Below are 23,343 nucleotides of genomic sequence, written 5' to 3'. Positions count from 1 at the left end.
GCCTCCTCCCTGCTACGGCGCCGTCATCCGAAGCAGATGGTGGCGGGTCTGTCGCACGTCGGCCAACGCTCGGTGCCCGCCTCCGTTGGGCAACCACCTGCGGGAGTGAGCGTGGTCGGCTCGAGGGACCATGACGTCGGCCCAGTGGCTGCTGTCGGCCAGCCGGGTGCGGCGCATGCCGTGGCGGGTGCAGTCGGAGGTGATCACGGACCGGTCGTATTCGGCCTTGTAGGCGAGAACGGTGCGGTCTTTGGTGATGCGCAACAGCCGCTTGTAGACCGTGGGCCAGTCCGGCACGCCATCGGCGGTGACCTCGGCGTCGGTAATGCCATGCACAGCGAAGGCTCCCGGTGTGATCGGCATGCCGGGGCCGGGGTTGACCAAGGTGTCCAGCAGCGTCTTGCCGGTGGCGGCGTCGATCACCGCGATCTCGATCACCGCGCCGTACATTTCCTCGGTGGTTTCGGTGTCGAGGATGACCGCGGCGCCGGGTTCGAGCATGCTGCGGGCGAACCGGATCGCCGCGCCGGCTGCGGAGTGCAGTTGCATGCTGGAGCGGTAGGTACGCAGGAGTGGGTTCTGCTCGATCGCGGCTTCGACATCGCCTTTGGTCGGGCCGCCGTCGATGCGTTCCCAGTCGATCTCCCACACGTCCGGGCCGGGCACCCACCAGCCCCACATCTCGATGCCGTGTTCGGCGCCGAACCATCTCAGGAACGCGCGGATGGCTCGCGAGCGGGACACCGCGCGGCCGCCGACCAGCTCCAGCAGGGGCGACTTCTCACCTTTCGGGGTCGCGCGTACCTGTTCCCAGTCGATGTCGGGCAAATCCAGCAGCGCGAGCACATCACCGGTGCGGTACAACGGCACCGACACGGTGCGGTATCGGCCGACCTCTTTGTCGTGGTGGGCTTTCGGCTTCACCCATCCGGCTTCGACGGCGATGTCGAAGTGACGGCGCACGACATCCAGCAGTTCCGCGGCGGCGTCGGCGGTGACGAGCCGGTCCTGGCGGACCTGTTCGTCGAGTTCTTCGTCGGCGGCCAGGGCGTCGATGTCCTCGCGGCGGTAGCGGCCGAAGCGGCCTTTCTGGATCTGCCGCTCGGCCACGACCGCGGCGAACTCGCGCCACTGCCACCCCAGCCGTGTGCAGGCTTCGTCCTGGCTGACCGAGGTCGCGGTCCATGCCTCGCGGGCGGCGATGACCGCCTCGACCTGCTCGGCGCTGACTGCGTCGATTTGGGCGGGCGCGAACAGCTCGTACTCCTCGCCGCCGCGGGGTGAGTACACGTCGACGACCTCGAGGTGCCCGGCTTCCGCGAGTGCGTGGATGTCGGTATGTTGCACCGGCCGGCCGAGACGGCGCGTGAGCCGCTCAGCGCAGCGCGCCGAGCCGATCGGATGCTCGGCGCCGAACCGCTCGACGATCTGCGGCACCAGGCCACGGATCTGCTCGACCTGCTCGGGCAGCCAGCCCCTGGGGTGGCCGGGCTTGGGCAGCATCCCGGCTGCGTCGGCCTTCTCGAACTGCCAGCGCGCCAGCCCGATCGCGTCGGCGAGCACGAGCGGACCGTAGTGGGATCGGGCGCTGGCAGTCATCGACGAAGTCTCCTCAAATCGCAACGCTTGCAAGGCGATTCAGCAGTATCGTCCCAGGACCCACCGACAAGAAGAACTTCGACACGCGTCCACGAACATGACTTCGGCCCCGGGCGCAGGTGCGGGGCCGAAGCGGTTGGTGATCACTCCTCGACCGCAGTTCGAGGCTGGGCCGAGATTACCCCTCTCACCCGGGTCGGTCGGGCATCTCGCCCAGGTGTCGCAGCCGAACGGGCGCCACTTGACATGCTCGGGGAGAGTGGCAATGTCCTGGGTGAGGCCGGGGTCTGAAGCGTCGAGTTCGGGCCTTGGCCGGAACGCCGCAGGCTCGGTCGTTGGCGAAAGGGCTGGGCCTGCGGTGTCGTGAGCAGTACGTGGTTCGCGGTCAGGAGTTCCGCTCGCGGGCCTTCCACTCCAGGAACACTTGAGCGATCGGGGTGAGCGAGACCTCGCGTTTGGTCGAATCCATGATGGTGCTGGCCATGCCACCGGGTGCGCTACGGGCCAGGTCCCAAGACGATTCAGGCAGTGACCCGTCCCGGTGCTCGATGAACATGGACTGATCATCGGCGGACAGCGTCCTCCACCATTTGAGCAGAGGCTCGCGGTAGGTGGCCAGGACACCTTGCAAGCTCGGCAGCAACTGTTCTGCGGCGTTGCCCGTGTAATTCGCAGTCCAGACCGCTTCTCCTACGACGTAGCTGGGATCCATCCGCCTGAGGTCGTCCGCCAACGATCGCGGAAGCGGCATGCCGGGTTCGGCGAGCAAGGCCACCCGGTCATCGAGGTTGAGCAGGGAGAACCACACCATGCTGGTGTTCGCCACGACGTCACTGTTGTCCACACCAGAAATTAGACCAGTCGCGACCGACACCACGCGTTGATCGAAACGGCGGCGATCGCACGAACCAGGCGGGCGGCTGCCGGAGGCAACCCGCTGGGCTTACTCGGGGATGACCAGGATCGGACTGCGTGGCTCGCAAAACCTCTCGTCACCTTCGCGGTGCATCACCGATTCGGCAAGGGCGCCCGCTCGGTCGGCTGCCCCGAAACCTTCCACGACGTCTAACCGAGGATGCCGCGCATAGCCGTGAGCACCAATCGGAACCCGAGCATCATGCTGTCCGCCACCGACATCTCGTGCCCGCCGTCGCCGAAGTCCACCCGCACATACGTTGCACGGGAGTCCGGCAGGTCGTCGCGGTACAGGTCGATAGCGACCGGCTTGTAGCCCTCGCGCGGCACGTACGTCGCCTCCGCAATGTGTCCGTGCGATTCCTCCGGCGCCTCCGGCTCGCGGTCCTCCACGCACCACGACGGGCATTCGACTCGGCTCATTGCATTCCCCTCCACAAAATCCAGCGGTCCGCGCGACGCCATCCCTGCGCCCGCAGGTGCCCCAGATGGACCGCAACCCAAAGCTACCGATCACGCCTCATCTTCGATCGCGGTCAGGTCTAGTCAGTCGAGCTGAGCGACGACCACCGGCAGCCACCGACGCCGATTGATTGAATGTACCGCAGTCGGATCTTGCCGGATGTAGGCGGCGAACGGCAGCTCAGAGGTGCCTAAGTCAGCCAAGTAGCCTCGGACGCATCGTCTTCCGCCCGCCGGATCGTGTCGGTCCGACGTGCCACAGTTATGCATGTGAGCTACCAATATGTGAGCTTGACCGCCGCGATCGGCGACAAGCACTGCCCGCTGCGCCAGTATTTCGATCGGCGCTTCCCGCACATCAAGCCCGTGCAAGCCGATTACCGGGCATCGGCGGGGACGCTGCTGGTCGACGGCGCCACCGCGAACCCGGGAACCCTGGGTGCCGCGTTCGATTTCCTCATTCGGTTCACCCTGGACGCCGACTATCGACCGCAGATCGCGGTAGCGTCCCCGTGGATCTCCTGTAGGCCGGAGTACATCGGCGAAGTTCTCGAGGTGGCGCGGCTGGCCGGTGCCGCAGCTCGTCGACCGCTGTCGGCGAGCGCGTTGTCGACGGTCATCCGCGCGTGCTGGGCGCTGGCGTTGTGCACGGAGGTGTACCGCAACCCGTTCGCTTTCCCCGCCTCGCTGTTGGCCGATCCCATCCGCAGTGGCCGCTTCAACGCGGAGACGCTGCTCACGCTGGCTCCGGATGATGCGATCACACAGGTGCGGGCGCTGTACGTACTGGCGCTTAGCGAACTCGGCGAGTTGCTGTCTCCGCCGATGTCGGCGGTGGCGTTGGGGCCGACGTTCGCCGCCTCGCGTTTTTGCGGCGCCGACGCCGACATCATCGTCGACGGCGCGCTGCTCGAGCTGAAGACCCGGCTGGGTACCGCGACGAAGTCCGGGCGCGCGGACTCGCTGTCGCTTGCCGATATCTACCAGGTGATCGGCTACGCGGTGTTCGACACCACCGACACCTTCCGGATCCACACGATCGCCCTCTACTCCGCCCGCTACGGGGTGCTGCATCGCTGGCCGCTGCAGCAGCTGCTCGACACCGTGGCCGGTGAGCCGGTTGATCTCGCTGCCGAGCGAGCGCACGTGTTCAAGCTGTTGAGTTCGCCCCAGGGCATGTCGGCGTGATGGGTGTTGCGGCCTAGGCTGGAAATGTCATGGATGACGCCGAGTGGGGGGACGAGGAACATCTTTGAGAAATCCGGCGGTTAGCAGTTACCGCATATAGTCGCACACTATGTGTGGTAGTGTCGGTCTCGTCCTGCCGCGATGCGCTGTTCGAGCGGGGGCGACTCGGGAAACTATCTGCGGTACTGGTGGAAGGTCGGTCGAATGGGGCGGGTTCGGATGCTGCCGCCGCCGGTGAGCAGTGTGCGGTTGGCCGACGCGGTGCGGATCTACCTGGCCACGATCACGGTGCCCAACACTCGTGCGACCTACGCGGCGGCGCTGCACAGGTTGGTGGCCGATTTCGGTGCCGACACGAATGTGGCGTTGCTCGATCGGGAACCGGATCGGGTCGCCGGCTGGTTCACGTTCGTGTGGGGCGGCAAGGCTCCCAAGACGTTCAACATCCGGTTGACCGCGCTCGCGGCGGCGTGCGGGTATTGGCGTGAACAGCAGTGGCTGACCGGTGATCCACTGGTGCGGTTGCGGGCCCGGCCCGCACCACCGGACACCAGCAAAGCGTTGAGCCGCGAGCGGGTCACCGAGATCTTGGGATCGGATGCACCACTGCGGGAACGGGTGCTGTGGCACATGCTCTACGAATCCTCCGCACGCGCCGAGGAAGTACTGATGCTCGATGTGCCCGACCTCGATACAGCGAACCGATGCGCGGTGGTGACCCGCAAGGGCGGGGCGCGCGAGCTCATCGCGTGGCAGACCAGCACCGCGCGGCTGCTGCCACGGCTGCTGGCCGGCCGCACATCCGGTCCGCTGTTTCTTACCGACCGCAAAGCGCAGCCCTCGGTAGCCCGCAACGATATCGACCCGTCGACAGGGCGGGCGCGCCTGTCGTATCGGCGCGCGGCGGAGTTGTTCGAGACCCACACCGAACGTTTCAGCGACGGCCCGTACACGCTGCACCAGCTGCGGCACTCCCGGTTGACGCACGCCGCGGAGGAGGGCGCGTCGACGCCGGTGCTGATGAAGCTGTCGGGCCACACGTCGGTTCGCAGCCTTGCCAAATACGCGCGGGTGTCCGATGAAGGGCTGCGCCGTTATCAAGCCGACAGCGACCCGGCCGCACGGCGGCGGGGGCGCTGATCCAGCTCGAAGGGCGCTCCAATCAGTGCGACGCCTACGGCTCCGAGGTCATCTAGTCAAGTGCGCGGACCGTCCGTGTCGCCGGTCGACGGGACTCGCCGCCGGGTCGTGTCAGTGCTGTCGTCGATTATCCGGGTCCGGCTGACCTGACTTGCTCCGATCCGACAGCGGCAGAGGCAACCCGCCGACTCGTCAGCCTGTGGCTGACAGGTCGTCACGCGTCGACGGTTGACGCCGGGGATTGCTTGCCGGGCTGTTCTATTGACGGGGGCGGATGACGATCGCCGCGCGCCTGTACCAGAAATTGGCGGTGTTGCCTTCATTGCCCATGTAACCCTCGATTTCCGACGCGAACGGCTCGAGCGTCGAGTTGGATTCGCCCGTGCACAACTCCTCGTCCAGGACATACGGCTCAGCGGGCTCACCGGCCGTCCCTGACCGGTCGATCAGCCAGGTCAATGTGATGATCGACTCGCGCAGCTCGCCGAGATCTTCCGATCCCGGGACCAAAGGAAGGCTGGATTGCACCGGAAAGCTCTCGGGGTCATCGGGCACGGGATCCACCATTTCCCCGTCGTCATCGAAGTCCACCTCAGAGCTTTCGACGCATTTCCACCCGTCTTCGACGCGCTCCCAACGCTGACGATAGATCAACATGTAGGAGGTGTAGTCGTCCTCGTCGTAGGAGTCCACGACCTCTGCGAGCGCCAGCGATATGTCGCATCCCGCGAGTTCGGCCGCGGCGAGCATCAGCCCGGCACGGGCAGCATCGCCGCCCTTGAGCTGATCCCACCCGAATCCCTGCTGGGAATACTGATGATCCAGCAGGTAGACAAGTCGAGGAGGTGGGCGTTTCTCCGGCTGGTCGTGGAAAGACTCCATCGGTGTGGTGAAATGCGCGCGCAACTGCTCGGCCAGTAACGCGACCGACGGATGCGTGGCGAAAGCGGCCGCGTCCGGGCCGGTACGCCCCTTCGCCACCAGGTTGTAGGTCAGCGTGATCCGGAAACCGTCGGTGACCGGCAGCACCTCATGCTCGCAGTCGCCATAGAAGGCGACGAACGACAGCTCCTGCGGTGAACCCTGGTCGGTGACCTTCGTCCCCTGCTGCTCGATCACCAACTCCCCGCCGGTGAACGCCGAAGGCAGAGTCACCACCAGCGTGCCGATCATGCCGTCAGCCTTCTCCGAATCCTGATGACGCCGGAAGAATTGTCCCGGCTCATACACCAGCATCGAATGCAGCTCCGCCGACAACTCGCAATCCGGCGCCAGACCCAGCTCGGCCCGCAGTATGTCCAGCATGGGCAGCAACGTCTCGCGCCACCACCGCTCGTCGACCGTCACCCGGTCCCGCGGAACCTCCCATGTGTCGCGCACAGTCGCGTCCAAGAGGGTCTGCTCGCGCAATCCATACCGTGCCGGCCGCGCGACCTCGCACAGTCGCCGCGCCTGAGCCGGCATCACCGGCAACCGGATCGGCCCCACCCCCTCTACCTCGATCAGCAGGTTCTCCGCCGACCCCGTCCGACGCGCAGCGAATGAACCCCCCGACGGCGCCGAACCCATGAGCTCGCCGATCACCCGCAGGGTCTCGTCCGTCATGCACTTCTCCCATGTTCGGCAACCGTCGCGGGCATCCTCTCAGGGCCCACCGACGATCCAGTCCCCGATGCCGGGAACAGCGGAGACAGAGTCGGCCGGGCCCCCCGGCCCAGGTCTACGCCGTACGCAGGTAAGCCACTACCGCACCCCGGTCAGTGCGCAAATTCCGGCTCGCGAACCCGAAAAGTCAGGTGTCAGTCGTCGTCGCGGGCGTCGGGATCACGTAGCGGGCGGTGTGTTCCGCCGAGGTCGGGCAGGTGGAAGGCGTAGTGCCCGTCGATGCCGATGTGGCTGCGGATGAACGCCGACAACCGGGCAGCGTCCTCCTCACGGACCGGATAGTCCTGTGCACGAAGCTGTTCCAAGGCGCGGTCGCTGTAGATGGTGTTCCACAGCGCGAGACAGTTGAGCACCAGCCCGAGTGCTGAGAGTTGGTCTTCCATGCCCTCGTAGTAGGTGCGCACCATTTCCCCTTTGCGGCCGTGGTAGATCCGCCGCGCCAGGTCATGGCGGCCTTCGACGAGGTTGGCCTGGGCTTTGCCTTCGCGCCGGTAGGGTTCGTCGTCGGCCAGCCGCAGGATGTGCAGAGTCTTGAAAATCCGGCCGTAGTGCGCGATCGCCTCCCCCAGCGGGGTCGGCCGCCCATCGCGGGAAATCATGCGGGTCACGTCGTGACCGGAGACCTCACCGGAGTGGATCGACACCGCCACCCGGCATATGTCCTGCCAGTGCGTGGCGATCTTCTCGGCATCGATGCGACCGCGGGCGGCTTGATCCAGTGGCCCGTAGTCGGCGTGGATGTCGAACCGCCACAGGCGCTGATCGGGCAGGTTCGCCAGCTGCGGCCGGTATTGGTAGCCGGTCAAATGCAGGAGACCGAAGACGATGTCACTGTACGATCCTGTATCGGTGATGACCGAATCGGGCACCTGTCCGCCGCGCTGGCTCTGCAACACATCAACGATGTGCAGCGAGTCGCGTGGGGTGCCGGATACGACCTTGGCGGCCAGGCCGGCGGCCTGATCATTGAGCATGTTCAACCAGGTGATGCCTCGTCGGCGTCCGAAGAATCGTGGGCTCGGTCGTGCGTGGATCGTGCGGACCGGGGTGATGAACCGGATGCCGTCGACCGACGCCAGCAGCCCGCCACCCCAGGTCCGCGCCAACGGCACCCGCGCTTGGGCCTCGATCAGCGCGACGTTTGCGTTGCTCATCGTCTCGAGTCGCACGTAGTGCTGGTCGACGTGATGCAGCCGGTCCCGGGGCAGCGCGGGCACACCGGGACTGGTCACCGGTTTGAAACCCACGTTCATCGCATGCCCGCACAGCACCGCGGCCACCGACAATCCGAGGTCGGCGACGCGGGCGTCATTGCCGGAGGCGTGTACGAACGCCTCGGTGAACCTGGGCACCCACGACATCACTTCCAAGACCATCTCGGGCAGATCGACCTCTGGCATCATCCGCTCGACGCGCCGACGCAGATCGGTCAGCGACGGCGGGTCCGGCACTGCCTCGAGTGCGGCCAGGTGCAGCTTGCCGTCCTCGTCGATGCTGGCAGGGCCGTCGCCGTCCAGGCGAGCGGCGACCTGCCGGTAGGCGGCATCCACCGCGGCGGCGTGATCGGCCAGCAGCGTCGCCGGGTCCGAGGGCAGGTTCAGCGCGTTCATGCCCGCCTCGCGGGTCCGTTCCCACGCCGCCCCAGACAGCAACTGGGCGCGGGGGTCGCGCCACCGCGACGAGTGTGGCGCGAAGATGTTGCGGTGTTTGAGATTGCGGTGGAACTGCTCCAACAGGCACAACGTGTAGGCGGCGCGGTCCACCGTCTCCGCCGGGCGGCCTTCCCGATAGACGAGGCGTTTCCATGCCTTGCTGATCAGGTCGTGATCGACCTTGCGGGCATCGAGCCAGGTTGCGGGCAGTTTCGTCTTCGTGGTCATCAACTCACCAAGAGTCTTTGTCGCCGCCAGCACCGCCGCGCCGTCTGGGGTCGCACCGAACTCGACGACCCGCATCATCGGGGGCAGGAATGTGCGCACCGTCGCCAGTCTCCCGGCCAGCTCGGTGAGCCGCTGCCCGTTCAACTCCGCGTCGTCGGCCGGGACCAGTACTTCGATCGCGGCGACCGCTCTGCGCAGCTCACCCTTGGTGACGTTGTTCTCGATGTGGTCCCAGATCATCTCCAAGCTCAGCTGCGGTCCCACCTCCGTCATCTCCAGCAGCACCTTCACCGCGGCAGCGAGCTTGCCCGCGTGCCGGGACACCCGTGGGTAGCGGCGTAGCTTCTCGTCCCTGGATTCGCGTTCGGCCTTGGAATACAGGTCGGTGACCATCAGCAGATCGAACAACTCGAGAACGTCGTCGGTGGCCCGCTCGATCAGCACCTTCACCGTCGCCACCAAAACCGCCAGCCGATACTCCAGTGGCTCCAACCGGCGCAACTGGGGCGCCTTGCTCGACAACCCGTAGGTCGCCAACCCGACCAGCCGGCGCGGCGGCACCTGCGACACATCCAGATCGACCCCGACCCTGATCAGGTCCGACAACCGGGCCACCGCTGCGACCATGCCCTTCGAGGTGGGCCGGAACACGCCCTTACGCAGCCGCTCCAACTCGGTGACCCGCCCTTTGCCATCGGCGGGCGGGCTCAGCAGCGACCGCAACGATGCCTTCGACGACCCCGACAATCCTCCCGTGAGTTGAGCCCACAGCCGCCGATCGGCCGCCTTACGGCCCTCCCCGACCAGCCGTTCCAACGTCGTAATACCCGGCAGCAGCGCTTGGCGCTCCCGCAGCCAGGCCACCGCGCCGTCGAAGATCGCTTTCGGGCCGTCGCCGGTCATCCACGACTGATCCGCGATCCACGCCACCAACTCCGCCTCGACCTGGCCGAACGAGACCAGGCCATACTCCCGCTGGATCTCCCACGCGTGCTCGAGCCGGGTCTTGTCCCGATCCACGTAACTCTTCAGACACGCCGGATCGGCGATGCCGAGCTGCTCAGCGACATACTCGACCACCTCTGTCGGCACATCCAGGGGATCGACCAGGAACATGCCCAAGTGACGGACCGTCACCATCTGAAGCGCGAATCCAAGGCGGTTGTAGTCACGGCGGCGGGCCGCGATCAACCGCCGGTCCTCATCATCGAGATAGAAGAATCTCTCCAGCTCAACCCGTGAATACGACCCGAATCGGCCGTAACCCTCATCCGTCACCGCGACATGAAATCACCTACCCGCCAACCCCGTTACCCGCATCAGGATCGCTAGCGCCGGATCTCGCGAAACTGTTCCTCGACCCCCGAGTGGGACGCTGTGATCCGAAAGATCGCCGAACACTCTGCCAGCGCGCTGTCGCTGGCAGAGTGCGAGCGGATGCTGCTCAGCAGCGATGACCCCACGGCCCAGTGGCTGGACCAGACGACCGCCGAACTCGGACCACTCGCCGAGGATGCCTACGACCTGGAAACGTTCCGCGCGATCCACCACGCAGTCCAGCTGCACGGAGACGGGCCCTGGCCGGTCGCCGAGCTGGCCGCGATCACAGGCCGCGATGTCGCATCCGTTGAACGCATCCTCCGGCGGCTCGTCGAGGCCGGCATCGGCCAGTTCGACCAGTAACCACGCGAGACCCGCGCCGCAGATTCCCGACGCTGATCAGGCCGGTTCGACAGCGTCAAAAGGTACCCACTGACGCAGACTGGTTCCACTGACCCCGTTCTTGGTCATGACTTGGACCTCGATCTCGGCAAACCATATGGGAGTGGTCCCGATATTGAACCGCGCCCATCGGTAGGCGATCGCCGGGATCCATTCCTCCCCGAGGCGCAGATCGAAAGAAAAGGCCTTCTCGCCCAACGTCACCGGCATGACGCGCTCCGGCTCGCGGGCTGGCATCACCCATGCTCGCCGCGGATCAAGGCGGACCGGCCGGGGCGGTTGCAGCATGCGGATGGCGGCATAGCGATCGTCGTTCATCACACACTTACCCGATCCGCGCGATCGACGTCGGCACCGCAGGCACCGCGGTGGCGGCCGGGGCCTGCCGCGTCCAACTGCACCGCTGGGCGCCGGTCCCGGCGAGCTGGACACGGGTGGTGTGCGGCCGCCGCGCCCTACGGCCGGTGACCTGGATGTCGAACGTCATCGCCTGTAGCCTTCCCCGCCCGCGGCCCAGACCGATGTATCCGGCAAGTTCGCACCGGATCTCGAGATCCGGCCGCGCCCATCGTGGACCGGTGACGACGAGGACGCCCTCGTGGCTGCGCAGCCGGGCCAGCACGGCGCGCATCCGGCTCGGCGGCGCGTCCCCGGCGACGTCCAAGACAACGACGTCGACGCCATCGAGCAGAACGGCGGCGATCGTGAGCGGGTCCTCGCCCTTCAGGTCGGGGATGTGAGCCAGCCGGGTGAGGTCACCGTTCATCTCGGTGAAGGCCAACAACCCCAGCTGCGGCTGTCCGATGACGGCGACCCATCCACCGGCGGCGGTGACGGCCGCCAGCAAACCGAGCAACGGGGTGCTGCGGCCGGTGCAGGCGACCACACCGCCGCGCGGCAGGCCGCCCTCCGGCAGCGCCTCACCCAACCCGCCGGGCACCGGGATAACCGTGCTCGCCGAGCTGGTGGGCAGCGGTGGTGGCTCGATCGAGCCGACGCGTCCTGGGATGGCTGCCATGCGGGCGCGCAGGGCGGCGAGCTGCTGGTCGCGGGGGAGGCCAACCAGAGTCTCCACAGACGCTTTACCGAACATATGTTCGATGATATCGGACCGATCGGTCCGCATGTGGAGGAGTCGTTACACCGGCGTGCCGGGCATCGCGAAGCCACGGAGGTGCATGAATCGTCACCGACCACTCCGAGCACGCTGCTGGGTTGTCCCGGTTCCAAGCAGGCAGCTCGAGTTACCCCCAGCGTTTGCTGCCGACGCTAGGGGTAACTCGAGCGCTCGAGTTTGTCGGGGGACTCTGCGATTGTTGTTCGTTACGAGTGGCTTTGGAGGTGGGAATTCGTGGACGCGCTGCGGCTTACCGGTGCTGATCTGGCTCGGCTGTACGCCGGTGGTCCGGCTGCGCTCGAGGGGCCGATGCGTGACGAGTTTCGGTTGCATCTGGCGGGGGCGGGGTTCGCCGCGTGGACCCAGGTCACCTACTACAAGCGGGCTCGCGGGTTCGTGAAGTGGCTGGTGCACACCGACGCGCATCCGCAGGCGTTCACCGATTCGCCGGCACGTGATGAGGCGGTGCTGGACTATCTGAGTACGACCACGCCGGCTACGCGCAAGGTGACTTTGGCCGCGATCCGTGCGTTCTACGAGTGGCTTCGATTGGGGCCGGTACTGGTGGATCCTGTGGCCGTCGATCGCGCGCGGCCGCCGACTTTGTCTGATGTCGAGCAGGCGCGGGTGCTGGATGCCGCCGCAGCGCGGACAGCCCGTGATTACGCGCTGATGGTGCTGTCGTTGGATGTCGGGCCCCGGCCGTCTGAGGTGCGTCGACTTGATCTCGACGATGCGGAGTTGTCCGCGCGCGGTGGTCGAGTTCGGTTGACGGCGCCAGGCGGCCAGGAGCGTTGGGTGGCGCTGACGCAGGCGACTACTTGGGTGCTGCTGGGTTGGCGCACTACTCGCGCGACGCTGCTGGGACGGCGCGCGAAATCCGGGCCGTTGTTCTTGACCCTGACTCGGTACGGGCGGATCCAGGATGATCAGAGTCTGGAGTACATCGTCGCCGAGATCGGCCAGGACGCCGGTATCGACGGGCTGACGCCGTCGATGCTGCGGGCGACGGTCAAGCAGCGGTTGTACGCATCCGGCTTGTCAGCGGTTGAGGTCGCTGCGCGAATGGGACAGACCTATGTCGATTCCCCGGCGGTGCGCGCTCTGTTCGTTTCCTCGGTCGCGGCAACTACCGCGCCGCGCCGGTCTGCGGTGACGTCCGGACAGTTGAGTTTCGAGCTCGACGTCTGAGCCGATCGCGCCGAACTGCCGCGCCGCGCGGCGGCGCGGGCTCAGCGTTCGCGATCGTCGAGGTCGCGGTCCGGGGTCCGCGGCGGTTCACGGTGTAGTCCGGCCTGCTGGCTGCGGTCGTGGTCTCGCGACGGCTTCGCGCCCCGCTGGGTCTCTGGGGCGGTCATGTCATGGCTGTCGTACTCATGCGGTTCCAGTGCCGGATCCGCGCTTGGTGTCGACGATCCGGTGGTACGGCGCATCCGACCGAACCGTGTCGGATCCACACCCTGGCGCGGCCGGTCGCGGCGCGACGCGGCGGCGCGATGCGGCACATCACCGGCGGGCAGTTCGAACTCGCGCCGGACGGCGGACGCTGCCTCCGCGATCCGCGCGGGGGCCTGCGGCGCCTGGGTTGCTGTCGCCGCCGTGCTGCTCGCGCCGACGCTTGCGAACCGCTGATGAATTTCGTTCAGTTCTCCGGCGGCGAGCGCGGCGAGCTGGCGGGCGCGAGCAACCTCGCCCGCGGCGAACGCGGCGCGCGAGATGGCGTCAACGGTGCGGCCGATCTGGTGGAGCACGGCAAGATTCGCCAATGACGGATTGGCGTGTGCCCGGGAGGCGAGCAGGATCACCGCCCAGCCGCTGGCGCTGTTGCGGCGATTCCATTGCGGCGATCGCGTGTCTTGGTGTGCGGGCAGCTGGGCGTACGAACTCAAGGTCCGCGCGGCGCGCGCCATCACTCCGGGCTTGCTCTCGTAGGCCAGTGACCACGCCGACATGACTCCGGCGGCCTGGCGTGCGGCCGCAGCGAATGCGGCGGTGTCCTGAGCCGGGATCGACGAAAACGTATTGGCCCATCCCTCGAGTTCGGCGACCGCAGCGTTGATGTCGCGTCGCGACGGCGGCGCCGCGCGCTGCACCGCAGCGGGAAGCGGTCCCGAGCGCGCGGGAACGGCGGACTCGTCGCCGTTCAAGTACCGCGCGAGTGCGTCTTCTGCCTCGCGCCATTCGCGTTCGGCGTTGGCGCGCTCGCCGGGGGTGTCGTCCCAATTGTTGCGCAGCCGGGGCAGGGTGAGGTCAGAGGCAATCGACCCGCCGCTGGGCAGGATCGGCGGCCGCCGACGGCCGCCGCCTCCGCGGTGAGGTGGGCGCAGACCGACACACCAGCCGCGCACCTCTCCGGTTTCGGGATCGCGGGAGCGGCGGAACAGCACGCCCTGGCTTCGCAAGTTGCGCACGAACTCAGCTTCACTGCGCGAAGCGGCGAGCGAGGCGCGCACGACGCGTTCGACGGTGTCACGTTCGGGTTCGATAGTGGCGGTGCGCATGGCTTGCTTGGCTTCCCCTCGGGCGATGCCCGCAGCACGGGCAGCGGCGTAGACCTGGGCGCGGTGGTAGCCGCGGGTGGTTCGGCCATCGTGGCGGCCGAGGACCACCCGAAGGCCGTGACGCTGTTCGAGTACTTTGCAGGCAGTCTGAGCACGTACGAAGTCGTTGTAGGTGTTGACCTTCGTGCCGTCTTCGCGGACAGCGGATGCGGCGATGTGAATGTGGTCGTTGCCGCGTGCTGACAGGCCGTGTCGGATCGCGACCCACCGCGCATCCGCACGCCCGGACCTACGGCTGGAGAACTCCATCAGATCCATGAACTCCTGCGCGATGGCAGCCCACTTCTCGTCGGGCAACTGGCCTTCCTCGGAGTGCAGGCTCAGCGAGCAGTGCCAGACGTTGCCTTCACGTTTTGGTTCGAGCGGATTCAGCACCGGCCGACCATCTGATCCGATGATCGTCTTTCCCACCGAATCACGGAGGTAGTTCGGAACTGACACCTCGACACCGAAAGCGCGGCGCGGCGCGTCGATCTCGCGCGCGATCGCCAAGCCTTGGGCAACGCTGAGATCGCCGGAAAAGCCCAGCCCGACCACGGAAGCATGCCCGGCAACGATGTGGGGGTGCTCGTGCTCGTTGTCCATATCCGGGCCGACGCTGACGAGGTAGGCGATCAGCCCGCTCATTCGCGCACCGCGTGAGATTTTCGGGATCACCAGCGCGTCACCACCTCGATGGCAGTGCTGGCGCGATCGGCGTATCTGGTCACGGTCGCGTACACGCGGGCAAGTTCGTCGGCCTGGTCGCCGTGTTCGTGGGTGGCGTTGACGGCCTTGGCGATCTGGTTCAAGTTGGTGCCGATGCTGCGCAGTGCGTTCTGCACTCGGAACAGCTCGTGCACCAGTTCCCGAAACTCGTCTGGGGAAACCGGGATCTCGGCGGCGAAGACAGCTTCACGGAGCAAACGTGCCGGGGTGACATCAGCGATGGCCGCCAGCTCGAGGAGTTCGGTCTTCTCTTCTGGTGTCAGCTTGACGTCGACCCTGTGCGTGCGTGGGCCGCCTGGATTGTTGGCGGTGCGGCGACGGCGGTTCGCTCTTGCAGCATTGCGGGCACGGGACTTGGTAAGTATGCGCACCGCCCGCGGCTCGGATGCGTTGGTGGACTGCGCGTCACCCACGGAGCCACCGCCTTTCACCGTCTGCGCGGACCGCGTCGCCCCGCGGTCGCAACTGCCGATTCCAGTGCAGCACGGGTGCTTTGGCGGCGCAACGGCGTCCCTCACTTAGACGGTCTAAGTATATAACTTGCTCGCGCGAAGGCAGCCTGTCGCGAGCGTCAACTCTTCAGTGGGGTGGGGCGATTCAAAGCGGCCTGGACGGGCCTGCTGCGCTGGAATTCGGCTGATCATGCCGGGGTGCGGCGGTGGCTCGTGGTCCCGCCGCTTCCGTTGGCAGTTCAGCGGACGGCCTGCCGTGCCGTCGTTCGGCTGCTGCACGGACCGACGGCACGGCAGGGGAGCTAGGCGAAGAACGCCCAGCCGGTGTGCTGGTCTGGGGTGCCTCGGGTGTAGAGGTCCGCGCGGATCTGTTCGATTCCGTCGTCCTGGTGCTGGTAGTAGAACCCGATTTCCTCAAGCGTTTCGCTCGGGTAGGTGGCGGTCACGGCGGCCTTGGCTGCGTGGTCGAGCCACGCGCGAAAGCCTTCGGTGAGGTCGCGCTCTGGGATCGCGATATCGACTGTGTGGCTGACGACATCGCCGCGCACCGGTATGGCTCCGGCAACCTTTTTGGAGGTGGCGACGATCGGGTGGACGGTCCGCAGATGTGCGGCGAGATGTTCGGCTTCGGAGAGGGTGAGCGGCGTGTCGGTGACAGTGATGAAATCGGCACGTGAGGCGATGGTGCCTCGGATGTAGTCCTCGTGGTTGGGTTTCTGGTCGTCGCGGGGGCATTGTCCGTACCGGTCGAGGTCCTTGAAGTAGGCCATGTCCATTTCGATGGCCCACCATCGGTGGGCTCGATCGAATGCCTCGCGGGCGTCGGTTCCGGCGTCGGTGGCGCAGACGTAGAGGAAGAATTCGTCGGGGGTGGGCATAAGGCTCCGTTCTCGTTCGCTGGGTGTGCGGATGCGCCGCGCACGCCTCGTCGGGGCGCGCGTGTGCGCGGTGAGTCGGGATGGCGGTTTTGCTGGCCGGGGTCCTTTCGTGCGTGCGGATCTGGGCGCAGCCATACCGGGCCGGTTCTTCGGCGTCCAGGCTCGCGAAGCGACCCTTGGGCTGGGCCTGGACGCCGGAGGGCCGGTCCGGTATCCGTGAGGCAGATCCGGGCGCGCGGAAGGACCCCGGGCCGGCCTGGTCCTGGCGCACGTTGCGACGGGCGGGGCGGCACGGTGGGGGCCATGCTCGTGAGCGGGGTAATGCGGTTGGGCATCCGTAGGATTGGTGCATGACGGATCTGGAGGATTTCGAGAAAGCGGTTCGCGCGGAAGCCGAACGCAAGATCGCGGCGGGGCGAGCGCTGCATGCGGCCGCGGCTTCGGTGCTCGAGGTGCACGAGAACTACCGCGCGCGTTACGCGGAGGCGGTGGCGGTAGGTTTTGATGAATCGGAGTTGAAGCGTCTCGGTCTCACGGTCGATGGTGTGAAGCTCGCACCGACGCGGCCGAAAACCCGTGCCGCGTATGGGGGCCGAGGAAGGCCGCGATCGGGGCCGCGGTCGGTGGCTTCGGTTGCGCCCGCTACGGCGCTGGCCGCGGCGGAGGACAGGGCGGGCGAGGCTCCGCCGAGCGGTGCCGATCTGACCGCGTAGCGTCCTTGTGGTAACGGCAAATGGCCCCTGGTCCGCGGTGGTGCGGACCAAGGGCCATTTGTGTAGGTGTGTCGCTCGGTGCTTCGGCTGCGGCTCAGTCGGTGTTGGTTGGGTCGTGCTCGGCTGCTCGGCAGATGAGTTCGGCGACGGTACTGATGTCGGGGTTGGTTCCCTCGGCAGGCTCGAGAGTCAGGCTGGGGATGGTCCAGTGGACCTCGCCGCCGGTCTGGATGTCGGGGTAGTCGCCTTCCCAGAACTGGGCCAGATCTCCGTTGGTGAGCATCATGAATTGGTGGCCCGGCTGCCCGTGCCATTCCTCGATGGTGTCGGGAACTCGGTTGAACACCGCGGCGGCGAGGTCTTCTGCGCTGCGCGGTCGGTTGGGGTCGATGCCGGGTGTTCCGAAGCGGTCGTGTTCGCAGTTCCAGTGTTCGCGCCACGCGCGGCGGTAGTCCGATCCGGTGTATCCGTTGTAGGGACGGTGTTCGGTATGGATGCTGCATCCGGCGGGGTATCCGGGAACGTCCGGACTGACCATGATGGCGATGTTGGCGTGGTAGCCGTGGTGGTCGGGATTCTCGGCGCGCAGGTGTGCGTAGATTTCCTCGCCGATGGCCTCGGGGTGGTCGAGGCTTCCGTGGGTGACGTCGAGGATTCGCCAGTCAGCGGGTGCACCGGTGGGGCCGGTGATCGGCCGGACGGCGACGGTGACGGTGTCGGTGGCTTGCATGGGGAATTCCTGTTCTCGGGGTTGGATGAGACGGCTGCGCTGGCCGGTGCGGCTGGGTCGTGGCCGCAGCTGGGGCAGCACGGAGCGCAGCGGAGTTCCGCCGGGGTGTGGGCCGGTGTCGCGAGGGCACCGGCCGATCTGCCCGGGTGGGTTGTGGTGGTGTCGCTACTGCGACGGCTCGGGTTTGACGTGTCCGGATACCGAGCGGGCGATCCGGTAGAGGATTCCGCTGGGTTTGCGGCGTGCTTCGACCTTGTCGGCGCACTCCCCGCCGCAGGATTGGGCCGAGATCGTCGCCGAGTGCGGGGTTCGCCAGTGCATCGTCCAGTCGCTGGGGCATCCGGCCTCGGTGCTGGTTTTCCCGCACGCGGCGCACACTGCGGGTTGCCATTGGTCGCGGTGGATCACGGGGCTGTCGCCCTGGCAGGCAAAGCAGTAGGTGATGGTGCCGGGGGTGAGGCTGTATGGGCGACCGTCGGGCCCGTTCTTGCTCGCCGAACACCCACAGCATGAGGTGACGAAATCCGGATCCAGAGTTTCGGCCGCGACCTCGTTCATCCCACACTCGCAGATGACGTTGCCGGTGAGGGGATGGGCGGCGAACCGGTGAATGTGACTGCGGCCGGCCGTGGTCTGCATCCAGGCGCGCACGACCTCCGTGCGCGCGTGCGCGATGGCGGCCGCGCGACGGTAGTGCTCGGCCTTGGCGCGCCACTGCTGCGCGTATTCGGTCTCGGGCGGCCACTGCTCGGCTTCGGCGCCCGCGGTGCGGGCGTATCCCTCGGCGCGGCTCGCGGTCTCGGTCAGGTCGGCGATGGCTCGTTGCATCCTGGCGACCGAGGGGGTGTTGCGACTGAGCATGGCGCGCAGGTTGGCGGTGGCGGCGTCGATTTCCTCGGCCGTGAGCGTGGGGGCGGGGTTCGGGTGGGTCATCGTGCGCGCTCGCTCAGCTCGCGGCCGGTGGGGCAGATCTGCATGGTGGGCTGCCAGGATGCGTCGGCCTCGTTCCAGTGGGCCAGGCCGGGCGTGCCGCACACCGCGCAGTCGCCGCGTACGTGGTCGTAGTAGGCGAAGAATGCGTCCAGGTGGGCTTGATTTCGAAAGCCTTGGTTGCGGCGCGCTCGGTCGAATACGCGACTGGTCATGTGGTTGTTTCCTTGGTGTTCTCGGCGGATCGTCGTCGTCGCGCCGGGCGCGTACCCTGCGTCCGGCGCAACTCTATTTTATCTGCAACACGCATATCACGCAAATTACGCATTGTGTGGCTGTTGGGCGATTGCGGCGGATCGTGGTCGTCTACGGGTGTTCGGGCGGCGGCGGGGGTTCGTCGTCGTCCGGCCCGGGGACGGCGGCCAGTGGCTTCGCCGGGGCCGGGTAGGCGAGTGCACGGAGGCGGCGTAGGCGGTACCAGTCGGCTCGCCACTGGCGCACGGCTTCACCGGTCAACTGCTCGAGGTCTTCGACGTCTGCGCATGCCTCGGCCATCTGCGCCATGCGGCGGCCGACTTCTTCGAATGAGCGTCGGTAGCTGTCCTCGACGACTTGGTAGGCGTCGGCCCAGGGGCGGACCGGCATTCCCATCGTGTAGACCTCGGACACGTACAGCACGAGTCGGGGCAACGACGGGGGCGCTGAGTACGTGCCTACGCCCTCGAGTTCGAGGGGGCCGCGGGCGCGGGCGATGACGGCTTGGGGTGTGGGCTCGCATCCGATGTCGACGAGTTGGCGGATCACCCGGATGACGATCGAGGGCAGGTAGCCTTCGATGTCGGTGTCCTCCACGATTGCCAGCACGTCGGCGGCTTGGGTGGTGGGGGAGTTGAGCACTGCGGCGACAAGGTGGTTTTCGGGTTTGGCGACCACCAGGGTGCGGGCTTCGAGGTGTTCGGCGATCGCGGCGTATACGTCGGTCTCGGGGTCGGTTTCCTCGGGGACGGTTTCGGCGAGTTCGGGTGCTATCCGGAGGTCGGGGCCTTCCTCGGCCGGGTCGGTGCTGTGTGCCTGCATTCCCCGTCCTCCCGAGGCCGAATCGGCGAATCGCGCCCGCCGGCCGGGTGTTCTCCTCGGGGTGCTGGCGCGCTGCTCTCGAGTGTATAGACGGCTTTGTGCGGTTGCCATGATCGTGGGTTCCGTTCTGGCGCAGTTCTTTAGCGCCGGGTGATGGTTGTTGGAGCCTCGGCCGGGCGGGTTGCGCGGTGTGGCCCGGGTGGTTATCCCGCGGCCGCGAAGATCGGTGCGGCGGGCAGCAGGGCGCGATATCCGCTCCAGTCGAATCGGGGATTGATCAGCTCGGCGTCGTCGATGAGCAGTGCCGCGCGCTGGGTGTGTCCGTCCCGGTGGGCGGCGACGGCGGCCGCGGCGAGGCGCCTGCCTTCGCGTTCCCGGGCGGCGTGGCGGGCTGCGCATTCGGCGGGGGTGCGCGCGAGGAGTTCGGGGTGGTGCTGGATGTGGAGGTGGGCGGCGTGTTCGAGGGCTTTGAGTCCGTAGACGGGGACCAGTGCAGGCAGGTCGTAGGCGGCGACGTAGCGGGCAGCGTCGTGCGCGGCGCACGGGCAGTGCAGCGGTGCGACGTAGCCGGGTGCGTAGTCCTCGACGGCGAGGGCGATCAGTCGGCGGTGCAGCAGGGTGATCGGGGGCATGGTGGGGTCCCTTCCGGCGGTGGTGGGGTGTGGGTGTGGTGGTGTGCTCGGGCGGGTCGGCAGGACCGACCGGCGTGCGCTGGGTGCTGGCCGCTCGAGAAGGCGCAGCACGGAGCGCAGCGGAGTTCCGATCCGGGCGGCTCCCGCCGACCGCCCGGGTGCGGGTCGGTCGGCGGGGTCGGGGATTATGCGCTGAGCGGGGCGGTGTCCTTGTAGGCGCGGACTATGACGGCCATTCCGGGGCCTGCGTTGCGGCCGTAGAAGGTGCGGCGCCCGCGCTGGAATTTCCACCAGTCCGACCGGCGGCCGCGCCGGTGGTCGATGACGCGGGCCAGTTCGCCACCGCTCCAGGTGGTCAGGGTGCGGCCGTCGCTGGCGACATAGGCGAGAACGCGGCCGGGCCCGTGAGGCAGGGCCTCAAGCACTGCGCGGGCGCGGTCGTCCATACAGCGGTAGCAGTGGGACAGATCGGTATCGGGATCGATGCCGTAGCCGGTGCCGATCCCGGCGCGGCCGTCGGCGTCGATGTTGGTGTATTCGTGGCCGCAATCGGCGGTGCCGTGTCGGGCGTACCAGCCGCATTCGATGCCGCCGGGGGCGGTGTAGGGCCGGAACGCTTCGGCCGGGCCGTAGTGTTCGGCGTGACGCTGAGCGCGGCGGCCGCGGTTGCGTACGGGGTGGCCTGCCAGGTTGCGCGCTTTCGCCGCGGTGGGCGTGCCGTACTCGGCGATCCATGCCCGGATGTCGGCCAGGGTGTCGGCGTCGATTCTCCAGGCGTCGACACCTCCGGCCAGCGAGAAACTGCCGGTGCCGCTCTCGTCCGGGCTGAGCAGCGTGTCTACGTGGTAGCTCGCGCCGGTGAACTGTCCGGCGGGGTGGCCGTGCGCGGCGGGGGTGCCGATCTGGGCGGCGTCGTAGAACTCGACGACGGGCGCGGCGTCGGTGCGGAGTTTGCCGCTGGCGGTGATGAGCGGTGCGCCCGCGGGGACGTAGCGGACGGTGAAGGGGCGGCCACTGCAGGCGGTAAAGACTCGGTCGAATTCGGGGGCGTTTGTGGTCATCTCGGGGGCGTCCTTTCTGCGGGGCACCGGCGGCGGTGCCTGTCGGTGACCCGGGCCGCCCTTCTCTGTCTGCGTTTGTCACGCATTGAGGGCATGGGTCGGCCCGGGGTGGTTCAGTGTTGGGGTGGGTCAGGCGGAGAACATTTCGAGCTGTGTTCCGTCGATCTCGCCTCCGGCGGCAAGGCTCGCGTAGTAGCGGCGTTGCGTTTCGGCCTCCTCGCGCTCGTGCTCGAGCCTGGTGATGTGCGCGGATATCATGGCCGCGCGTTCGTTGTGGATTCGCTGCAACGCGGGGGCGTCGAGTGCGGCGGCGCGCGCGAACAGTTCGGGCAGTTCGGGCAGCTGGGCGAAGTGGCGCAGGATGGCGCGCACAACGGCGCGGGTGCGTTGCTCGGTCCGGTCGGGTACGCGCTCGCTGTAGGGGTTGTAGCGGCCCGCAACCATGCGCATGACGTAGATCGTGCGCATGGTCTCGATCTCCGCCAGCGTGATATGCGTCGACTGGGCGACCAGCCGAATTCCGTTCACCGTCGGCCGCTCGGGGCGCTTCTGGCCTTCGCCGCCGTGGGCCCACGGGCCGCCGCGTCCGTTGTCGTAGCCGTAGACGACGTTCACCGCGCGTGGTTCGCGCTGCTCGGCGGGCTCGTAGAACGCGACGGTGAAGCAACCGCGCACGTTCGAGGCGGTCACGCGGTAGTAAGCGCGGCCGTTGTCGTGGTCGATCTCGACGACGGCGCGGCCCTCGCCGAACTCGCCCAGATCGAGCTGGATTCCCGGCGCGGCGGCCGGGCGGGGCTCGGCGGTGGTGGCGGTGCCGGTGGCGGCGTGGACGGGGCGCGGGCGCTGGTCGGCCGGGCGGGTGATCAGCTCGGCGACGGCTTGGGCCAACTGCACGACCGGCCGGGCGGCGGACACGGTGACGGCGTGAGCGTCGTCGTCGACGACGGGCGCGGGCTGCTCGTCGTCGGTGGTGGCCACGGCGTAACCCAGGCGCTCGAGCTGGCTGGTCAGGTTCGCGCGGACGACGCCGGCCGGGTCGGCGACGGGTTCGACCTCGACCGGGTCACCTTCGAAATCCTCGATGCCTTCGGTCTGGGAGATATCGAAGACCACCACCATGCGAAACCGTGTGCGGTATGCGGTCTCGTCGCCCTGGCCGTCGGCGTCGACGGTGATGAACTCGGCGGGTTCCTGCTCGGCGGTGTCGCCGCCTTCTGCATTCTCGGTGCCCTTGGGCGCGACGATGCGTAGCGCGCGCTCGCCCTTGCGAATGCTGCGGCCGCGGGCCTTCCAGCCTTTGAAGCTGTCGACGTCGGTGAGGGTGATTCCGCGTTCCTCGGCCTGGTTCCAGAGCATCGCGACATTGCGCAGCGAGTAGCGCAGCAGCTTCGGCGAGGTGGCCTGGACGAGTTGCCCGACCATCGCCGCGACGGCTTCGGGGTCGGTCAGTTTCTCGTCTGCGGCGTCCTTGATGGCCTTGTCTGCGGCGTCGCGCTCGGCGCGCTGTTCGGGGGTGTACTTCTTCCGGCGGTATCCCATTTTTGCTGCTACCCTCCGCTTCTCGGGCTGTCCTTCTGTTTTAAAATCTTACGCATTTCACGCATATTACGCAATTCGATTGGTAGTGATCCGGATCACTGTTCGGCCGGTTACTCGATGATGTCTCCGGCGCGGAATGCGGCCCATGCGGCGCGGTAGGCGTCGAGGAAAGTCGGGCCGTCGGCGTAGGAGATCGCGCGGTGATCGTCGGCGGCGTCGTAGAGCGACACCGTCCATTCGGTGATGTCGGCGCGGTCGGTGGCTAGGTAGTGGTCTTCGTGTCGGCGTTCATGAAATTCCCCACCAGATCCAGGTTCTCGTTCACGTAATCGGCCAGGGCCGTGTTCACGTAATTCCCCAGCCCGGGGCAGGCG

The 23,343-nt window shown here is 67.3% G+C and carries 22 protein-coding genes; 5 read left to right on the top strand and 17 right to left on the bottom strand.

The window, feature by feature from the left end; translation table 11 throughout:
- Positions 1–12 precede the first annotated feature (12 nt).
- From ACWEO7_RS28240 to ACWEO7_RS28230, 3 genes are all read right to left on the bottom strand, one after another.
- Complete coding sequence (locus tag ACWEO7_RS28240) at positions 13–1,599, bottom strand: 3'-5' exonuclease (RefSeq protein WP_452427627.1); 1,587 nt, start codon at positions 1,597–1,599, stop codon at positions 13–15.
- A gap of 385 nt (positions 1,600–1,984) precedes the next feature.
- Complete coding sequence (locus ACWEO7_RS28235; protein ID WP_452427625.1) at positions 1,985–2,443, bottom strand: hypothetical protein; 459 nt, start codon at positions 2,441–2,443, stop codon at positions 1,985–1,987.
- A gap of 221 nt (positions 2,444–2,664) precedes the next feature.
- Positions 2,665–2,937: a hypothetical protein gene (locus ACWEO7_RS28230; protein ID WP_452427623.1), complete on the bottom strand. Its 273-nt coding sequence runs from the start codon at positions 2,935–2,937 to the stop codon at positions 2,665–2,667.
- A gap of 309 nt (positions 2,938–3,246) precedes the next feature.
- Between ACWEO7_RS28230 and ACWEO7_RS28225 the strand changes: the two genes are divergently transcribed.
- Both ACWEO7_RS28225 and ACWEO7_RS28220 read left to right on the top strand, forming a co-directional pair.
- Positions 3,247–4,164 (top strand): hypothetical protein, encoded by a 918-nt coding sequence (locus ACWEO7_RS28225; RefSeq protein WP_452427621.1) that lies wholly within the window; start codon positions 3,247–3,249, stop codon positions 4,162–4,164.
- 204 nt (positions 4,165–4,368) lie between these two features.
- On the top strand, positions 4,369–5,304 hold the full coding sequence (locus ACWEO7_RS28220; RefSeq protein WP_452427619.1) for a tyrosine-type recombinase/integrase: 936 nt from the start codon (positions 4,369–4,371) through the stop codon (positions 5,302–5,304).
- 258 nt (positions 5,305–5,562) lie between these two features.
- Here ACWEO7_RS28220 and ACWEO7_RS28215 read toward each other — a convergent pair whose 3' ends face one another.
- The gene (locus ACWEO7_RS28215; RefSeq protein WP_452427617.1) at positions 5,563–6,909 is read right to left on the bottom strand and encodes a 2OG-Fe(II) oxygenase; all 1,347 of its coding nucleotides are present in this window, start codon (positions 6,907–6,909) and stop codon (positions 5,563–5,565) included.
- A 194-nt stretch (positions 6,910–7,103) separates the two neighbouring features.
- Positions 7,104–10,127 (bottom strand): Tn3 family transposase, encoded by a 3,024-nt coding sequence (locus ACWEO7_RS28210; RefSeq protein WP_452427615.1) that lies wholly within the window; start codon positions 10,125–10,127, stop codon positions 7,104–7,106.
- A gap of 99 nt (positions 10,128–10,226) precedes the next feature.
- On the opposite strand from ACWEO7_RS28210, the gene ACWEO7_RS28205 reads away from it, so the two are divergent.
- The gene (locus ACWEO7_RS28205) at positions 10,227–10,532 is read left to right on the top strand and encodes a hypothetical protein (RefSeq protein ID WP_452427613.1); all 306 of its coding nucleotides are present in this window, start codon (positions 10,227–10,229) and stop codon (positions 10,530–10,532) included.
- A 36-nt stretch (positions 10,533–10,568) separates the two neighbouring features.
- Here the strand turns inward: ACWEO7_RS28205 and ACWEO7_RS28200 are convergent, their stop codons facing one another.
- Positions 10,569–10,889 carry a hypothetical protein gene (locus tag ACWEO7_RS28200; protein WP_452427611.1) on the bottom strand — a complete coding sequence of 107 codons (321 nt, stop codon included), beginning with the start codon at positions 10,887–10,889 and terminating at the stop codon, positions 10,569–10,571.
- A 7-nt stretch (positions 10,890–10,896) separates the two neighbouring features.
- The gene (locus ACWEO7_RS28195; RefSeq protein ID WP_452427609.1) at positions 10,897–11,646 is read right to left on the bottom strand and encodes a hypothetical protein; all 750 of its coding nucleotides are present in this window, start codon (positions 11,644–11,646) and stop codon (positions 10,897–10,899) included.
- Between the two features lie 276 nt (positions 11,647–11,922).
- On the opposite strand from ACWEO7_RS28195, the gene ACWEO7_RS28190 reads away from it, so the two are divergent.
- Positions 11,923–12,879: a tyrosine-type recombinase/integrase gene (locus tag ACWEO7_RS28190; protein ID WP_452427607.1), complete on the top strand. Its 957-nt coding sequence runs from the start codon at positions 11,923–11,925 to the stop codon at positions 12,877–12,879.
- 41 nt (positions 12,880–12,920) lie between these two features.
- On the opposite strand, the gene ACWEO7_RS28185 is transcribed toward ACWEO7_RS28190, so the two are convergent.
- From ACWEO7_RS28185 to ACWEO7_RS28175, 3 genes are all read right to left on the bottom strand, one after another.
- Positions 12,921–14,876 (bottom strand): relaxase/mobilization nuclease domain-containing protein, encoded by a 1,956-nt coding sequence (locus ACWEO7_RS28185; RefSeq protein WP_452427605.1) that lies wholly within the window; start codon positions 14,874–14,876, stop codon positions 12,921–12,923.
- A gap of 26 nt (positions 14,877–14,902) precedes the next feature.
- Positions 14,903–15,370 (bottom strand): plasmid mobilization protein, encoded by a 468-nt coding sequence (locus tag ACWEO7_RS28180; protein WP_452427603.1) that lies wholly within the window; start codon positions 15,368–15,370, stop codon positions 14,903–14,905.
- 341 nt (positions 15,371–15,711) lie between these two features.
- Complete coding sequence (locus ACWEO7_RS28175) at positions 15,712–16,287, bottom strand: hypothetical protein (RefSeq protein ID WP_452427601.1); 576 nt, start codon at positions 16,285–16,287, stop codon at positions 15,712–15,714.
- Positions 16,288–16,637: 350 nt separating this feature from the next.
- Here ACWEO7_RS28175 and ACWEO7_RS28170 point away from each other — a divergent pair, with 350 nt between their 5' ends.
- A complete protein-coding gene (locus ACWEO7_RS28170; protein ID WP_452427599.1) occupies positions 16,638–17,000 on the top strand; it encodes a hypothetical protein in 363 nt (120 codons plus the stop codon).
- Between the two features lie 94 nt (positions 17,001–17,094).
- Here the strand turns inward: ACWEO7_RS28170 and ACWEO7_RS28165 are convergent, their stop codons facing one another.
- From ACWEO7_RS28165 to ACWEO7_RS28135, 7 genes are all read right to left on the bottom strand, one after another.
- Positions 17,095–17,730: a hypothetical protein gene (locus tag ACWEO7_RS28165; RefSeq protein ID WP_452427597.1), complete on the bottom strand. Its 636-nt coding sequence runs from the start codon at positions 17,728–17,730 to the stop codon at positions 17,095–17,097.
- Between the two features lie 165 nt (positions 17,731–17,895).
- On the bottom strand, positions 17,896–18,663 hold the full coding sequence (locus tag ACWEO7_RS28160; protein ID WP_452427595.1) for a hypothetical protein: 768 nt from the start codon (positions 18,661–18,663) through the stop codon (positions 17,896–17,898).
- Positions 18,660–18,875 (bottom strand): hypothetical protein, encoded by a 216-nt coding sequence (locus tag ACWEO7_RS28155; protein ID WP_452427593.1) that lies wholly within the window; start codon positions 18,873–18,875, stop codon positions 18,660–18,662. The genes ACWEO7_RS28160 and ACWEO7_RS28155 overlap by 4 nt, the downstream gene beginning before the upstream one ends.
- Before the next feature lie 151 nt (positions 18,876–19,026).
- Complete coding sequence (locus ACWEO7_RS28150) at positions 19,027–19,737, bottom strand: hypothetical protein (protein ID WP_452427591.1); 711 nt, start codon at positions 19,735–19,737, stop codon at positions 19,027–19,029.
- Between the two features lie 203 nt (positions 19,738–19,940).
- The gene (locus ACWEO7_RS28145; RefSeq protein WP_452427589.1) at positions 19,941–20,369 is read right to left on the bottom strand and encodes a hypothetical protein; all 429 of its coding nucleotides are present in this window, start codon (positions 20,367–20,369) and stop codon (positions 19,941–19,943) included.
- A 185-nt stretch (positions 20,370–20,554) separates the two neighbouring features.
- Complete coding sequence (locus ACWEO7_RS28140; protein ID WP_452427587.1) at positions 20,555–21,430, bottom strand: hypothetical protein; 876 nt, start codon at positions 21,428–21,430, stop codon at positions 20,555–20,557.
- 129 nt (positions 21,431–21,559) lie between these two features.
- Complete coding sequence (locus tag ACWEO7_RS28135; RefSeq protein ID WP_452427585.1) at positions 21,560–22,969, bottom strand: ArdC family protein; 1,410 nt, start codon at positions 22,967–22,969, stop codon at positions 21,560–21,562.
- Between the last annotated feature and the right edge of the window lie 374 nt (positions 22,970–23,343).

The organism is Nocardia sp. NPDC004260 (assembly GCF_053603155.1).
This window is presented reverse-complemented; position numbering and strand designations above follow the sequence as displayed.

What these genes read in the sequence shown, in the direction of transcription:
- ACWEO7_RS28140 (WP_452427587.1), bottom strand. Translation starts at nt 21,430, where the DNA reads ATGACCACAAACGCCCCCGAATTCGACCGAGTCTTTACCGCCTGCAGT.
- ACWEO7_RS28145 (WP_452427589.1), bottom strand. Translation starts at nt 20,369, where the DNA reads ATGCCCCCGATCACCCTGCTGCACCGCCGACTGATCGCCCTCGCCGTC.
- ACWEO7_RS28160 (WP_452427595.1), bottom strand. Translation starts at nt 18,663, where the DNA reads ATGACCCACCCGAACCCCGCCCCCACGCTCACGGCCGAGGAAATCGAC.
- ACWEO7_RS28175 (WP_452427601.1), bottom strand. Translation starts at nt 16,287, where the DNA reads ATGCCCACCCCCGACGAATTCTTCCTCTACGTCTGCGCCACCGACGCC.
- ACWEO7_RS28165 (WP_452427597.1), bottom strand. Translation starts at nt 17,730, where the DNA reads ATGCAAGCCACCGACACCGTCACCGTCGCCGTCCGGCCGATCACCGGC.
- ACWEO7_RS28155 (WP_452427593.1), bottom strand. Translation starts at nt 18,875, where the DNA reads ATGACCAGTCGCGTATTCGACCGAGCGCGCCGCAACCAAGGCTTTCGA.
- ACWEO7_RS28220 (WP_452427619.1), top strand. Translation starts at nt 4,369, where the DNA reads ATGGGGCGGGTTCGGATGCTGCCGCCGCCGGTGAGCAGTGTGCGGTTG.
- ACWEO7_RS28185 (WP_452427605.1), bottom strand. Translation starts at nt 14,876, where the DNA reads ATGAGCGGGCTGATCGCCTACCTCGTCAGCGTCGGCCCGGATATGGAC.
- ACWEO7_RS28230 (WP_452427623.1), bottom strand. Translation starts at nt 2,937, where the DNA reads ATGAGCCGAGTCGAATGCCCGTCGTGGTGCGTGGAGGACCGCGAGCCG.
- ACWEO7_RS28215 (WP_452427617.1), bottom strand. Translation starts at nt 6,909, where the DNA reads ATGACGGACGAGACCCTGCGGGTGATCGGCGAGCTCATGGGTTCGGCG.
- ACWEO7_RS28240 (WP_452427627.1), bottom strand. Translation starts at nt 1,599, where the DNA reads ATGACTGCCAGCGCCCGATCCCACTACGGTCCGCTCGTGCTCGCCGAC.
- ACWEO7_RS28200 (WP_452427611.1), bottom strand. Translation starts at nt 10,889, where the DNA reads ATGAACGACGATCGCTATGCCGCCATCCGCATGCTGCAACCGCCCCGG.
- ACWEO7_RS28170 (WP_452427599.1), top strand. Translation starts at nt 16,638, where the DNA reads ATGACGGATCTGGAGGATTTCGAGAAAGCGGTTCGCGCGGAAGCCGAA.
- ACWEO7_RS28150 (WP_452427591.1), bottom strand. Translation starts at nt 19,737, where the DNA reads ATGCAGGCACACAGCACCGACCCGGCCGAGGAAGGCCCCGACCTCCGG.
- ACWEO7_RS28135 (WP_452427585.1), bottom strand. Translation starts at nt 22,969, where the DNA reads ATGGGATACCGCCGGAAGAAGTACACCCCCGAACAGCGCGCCGAGCGC.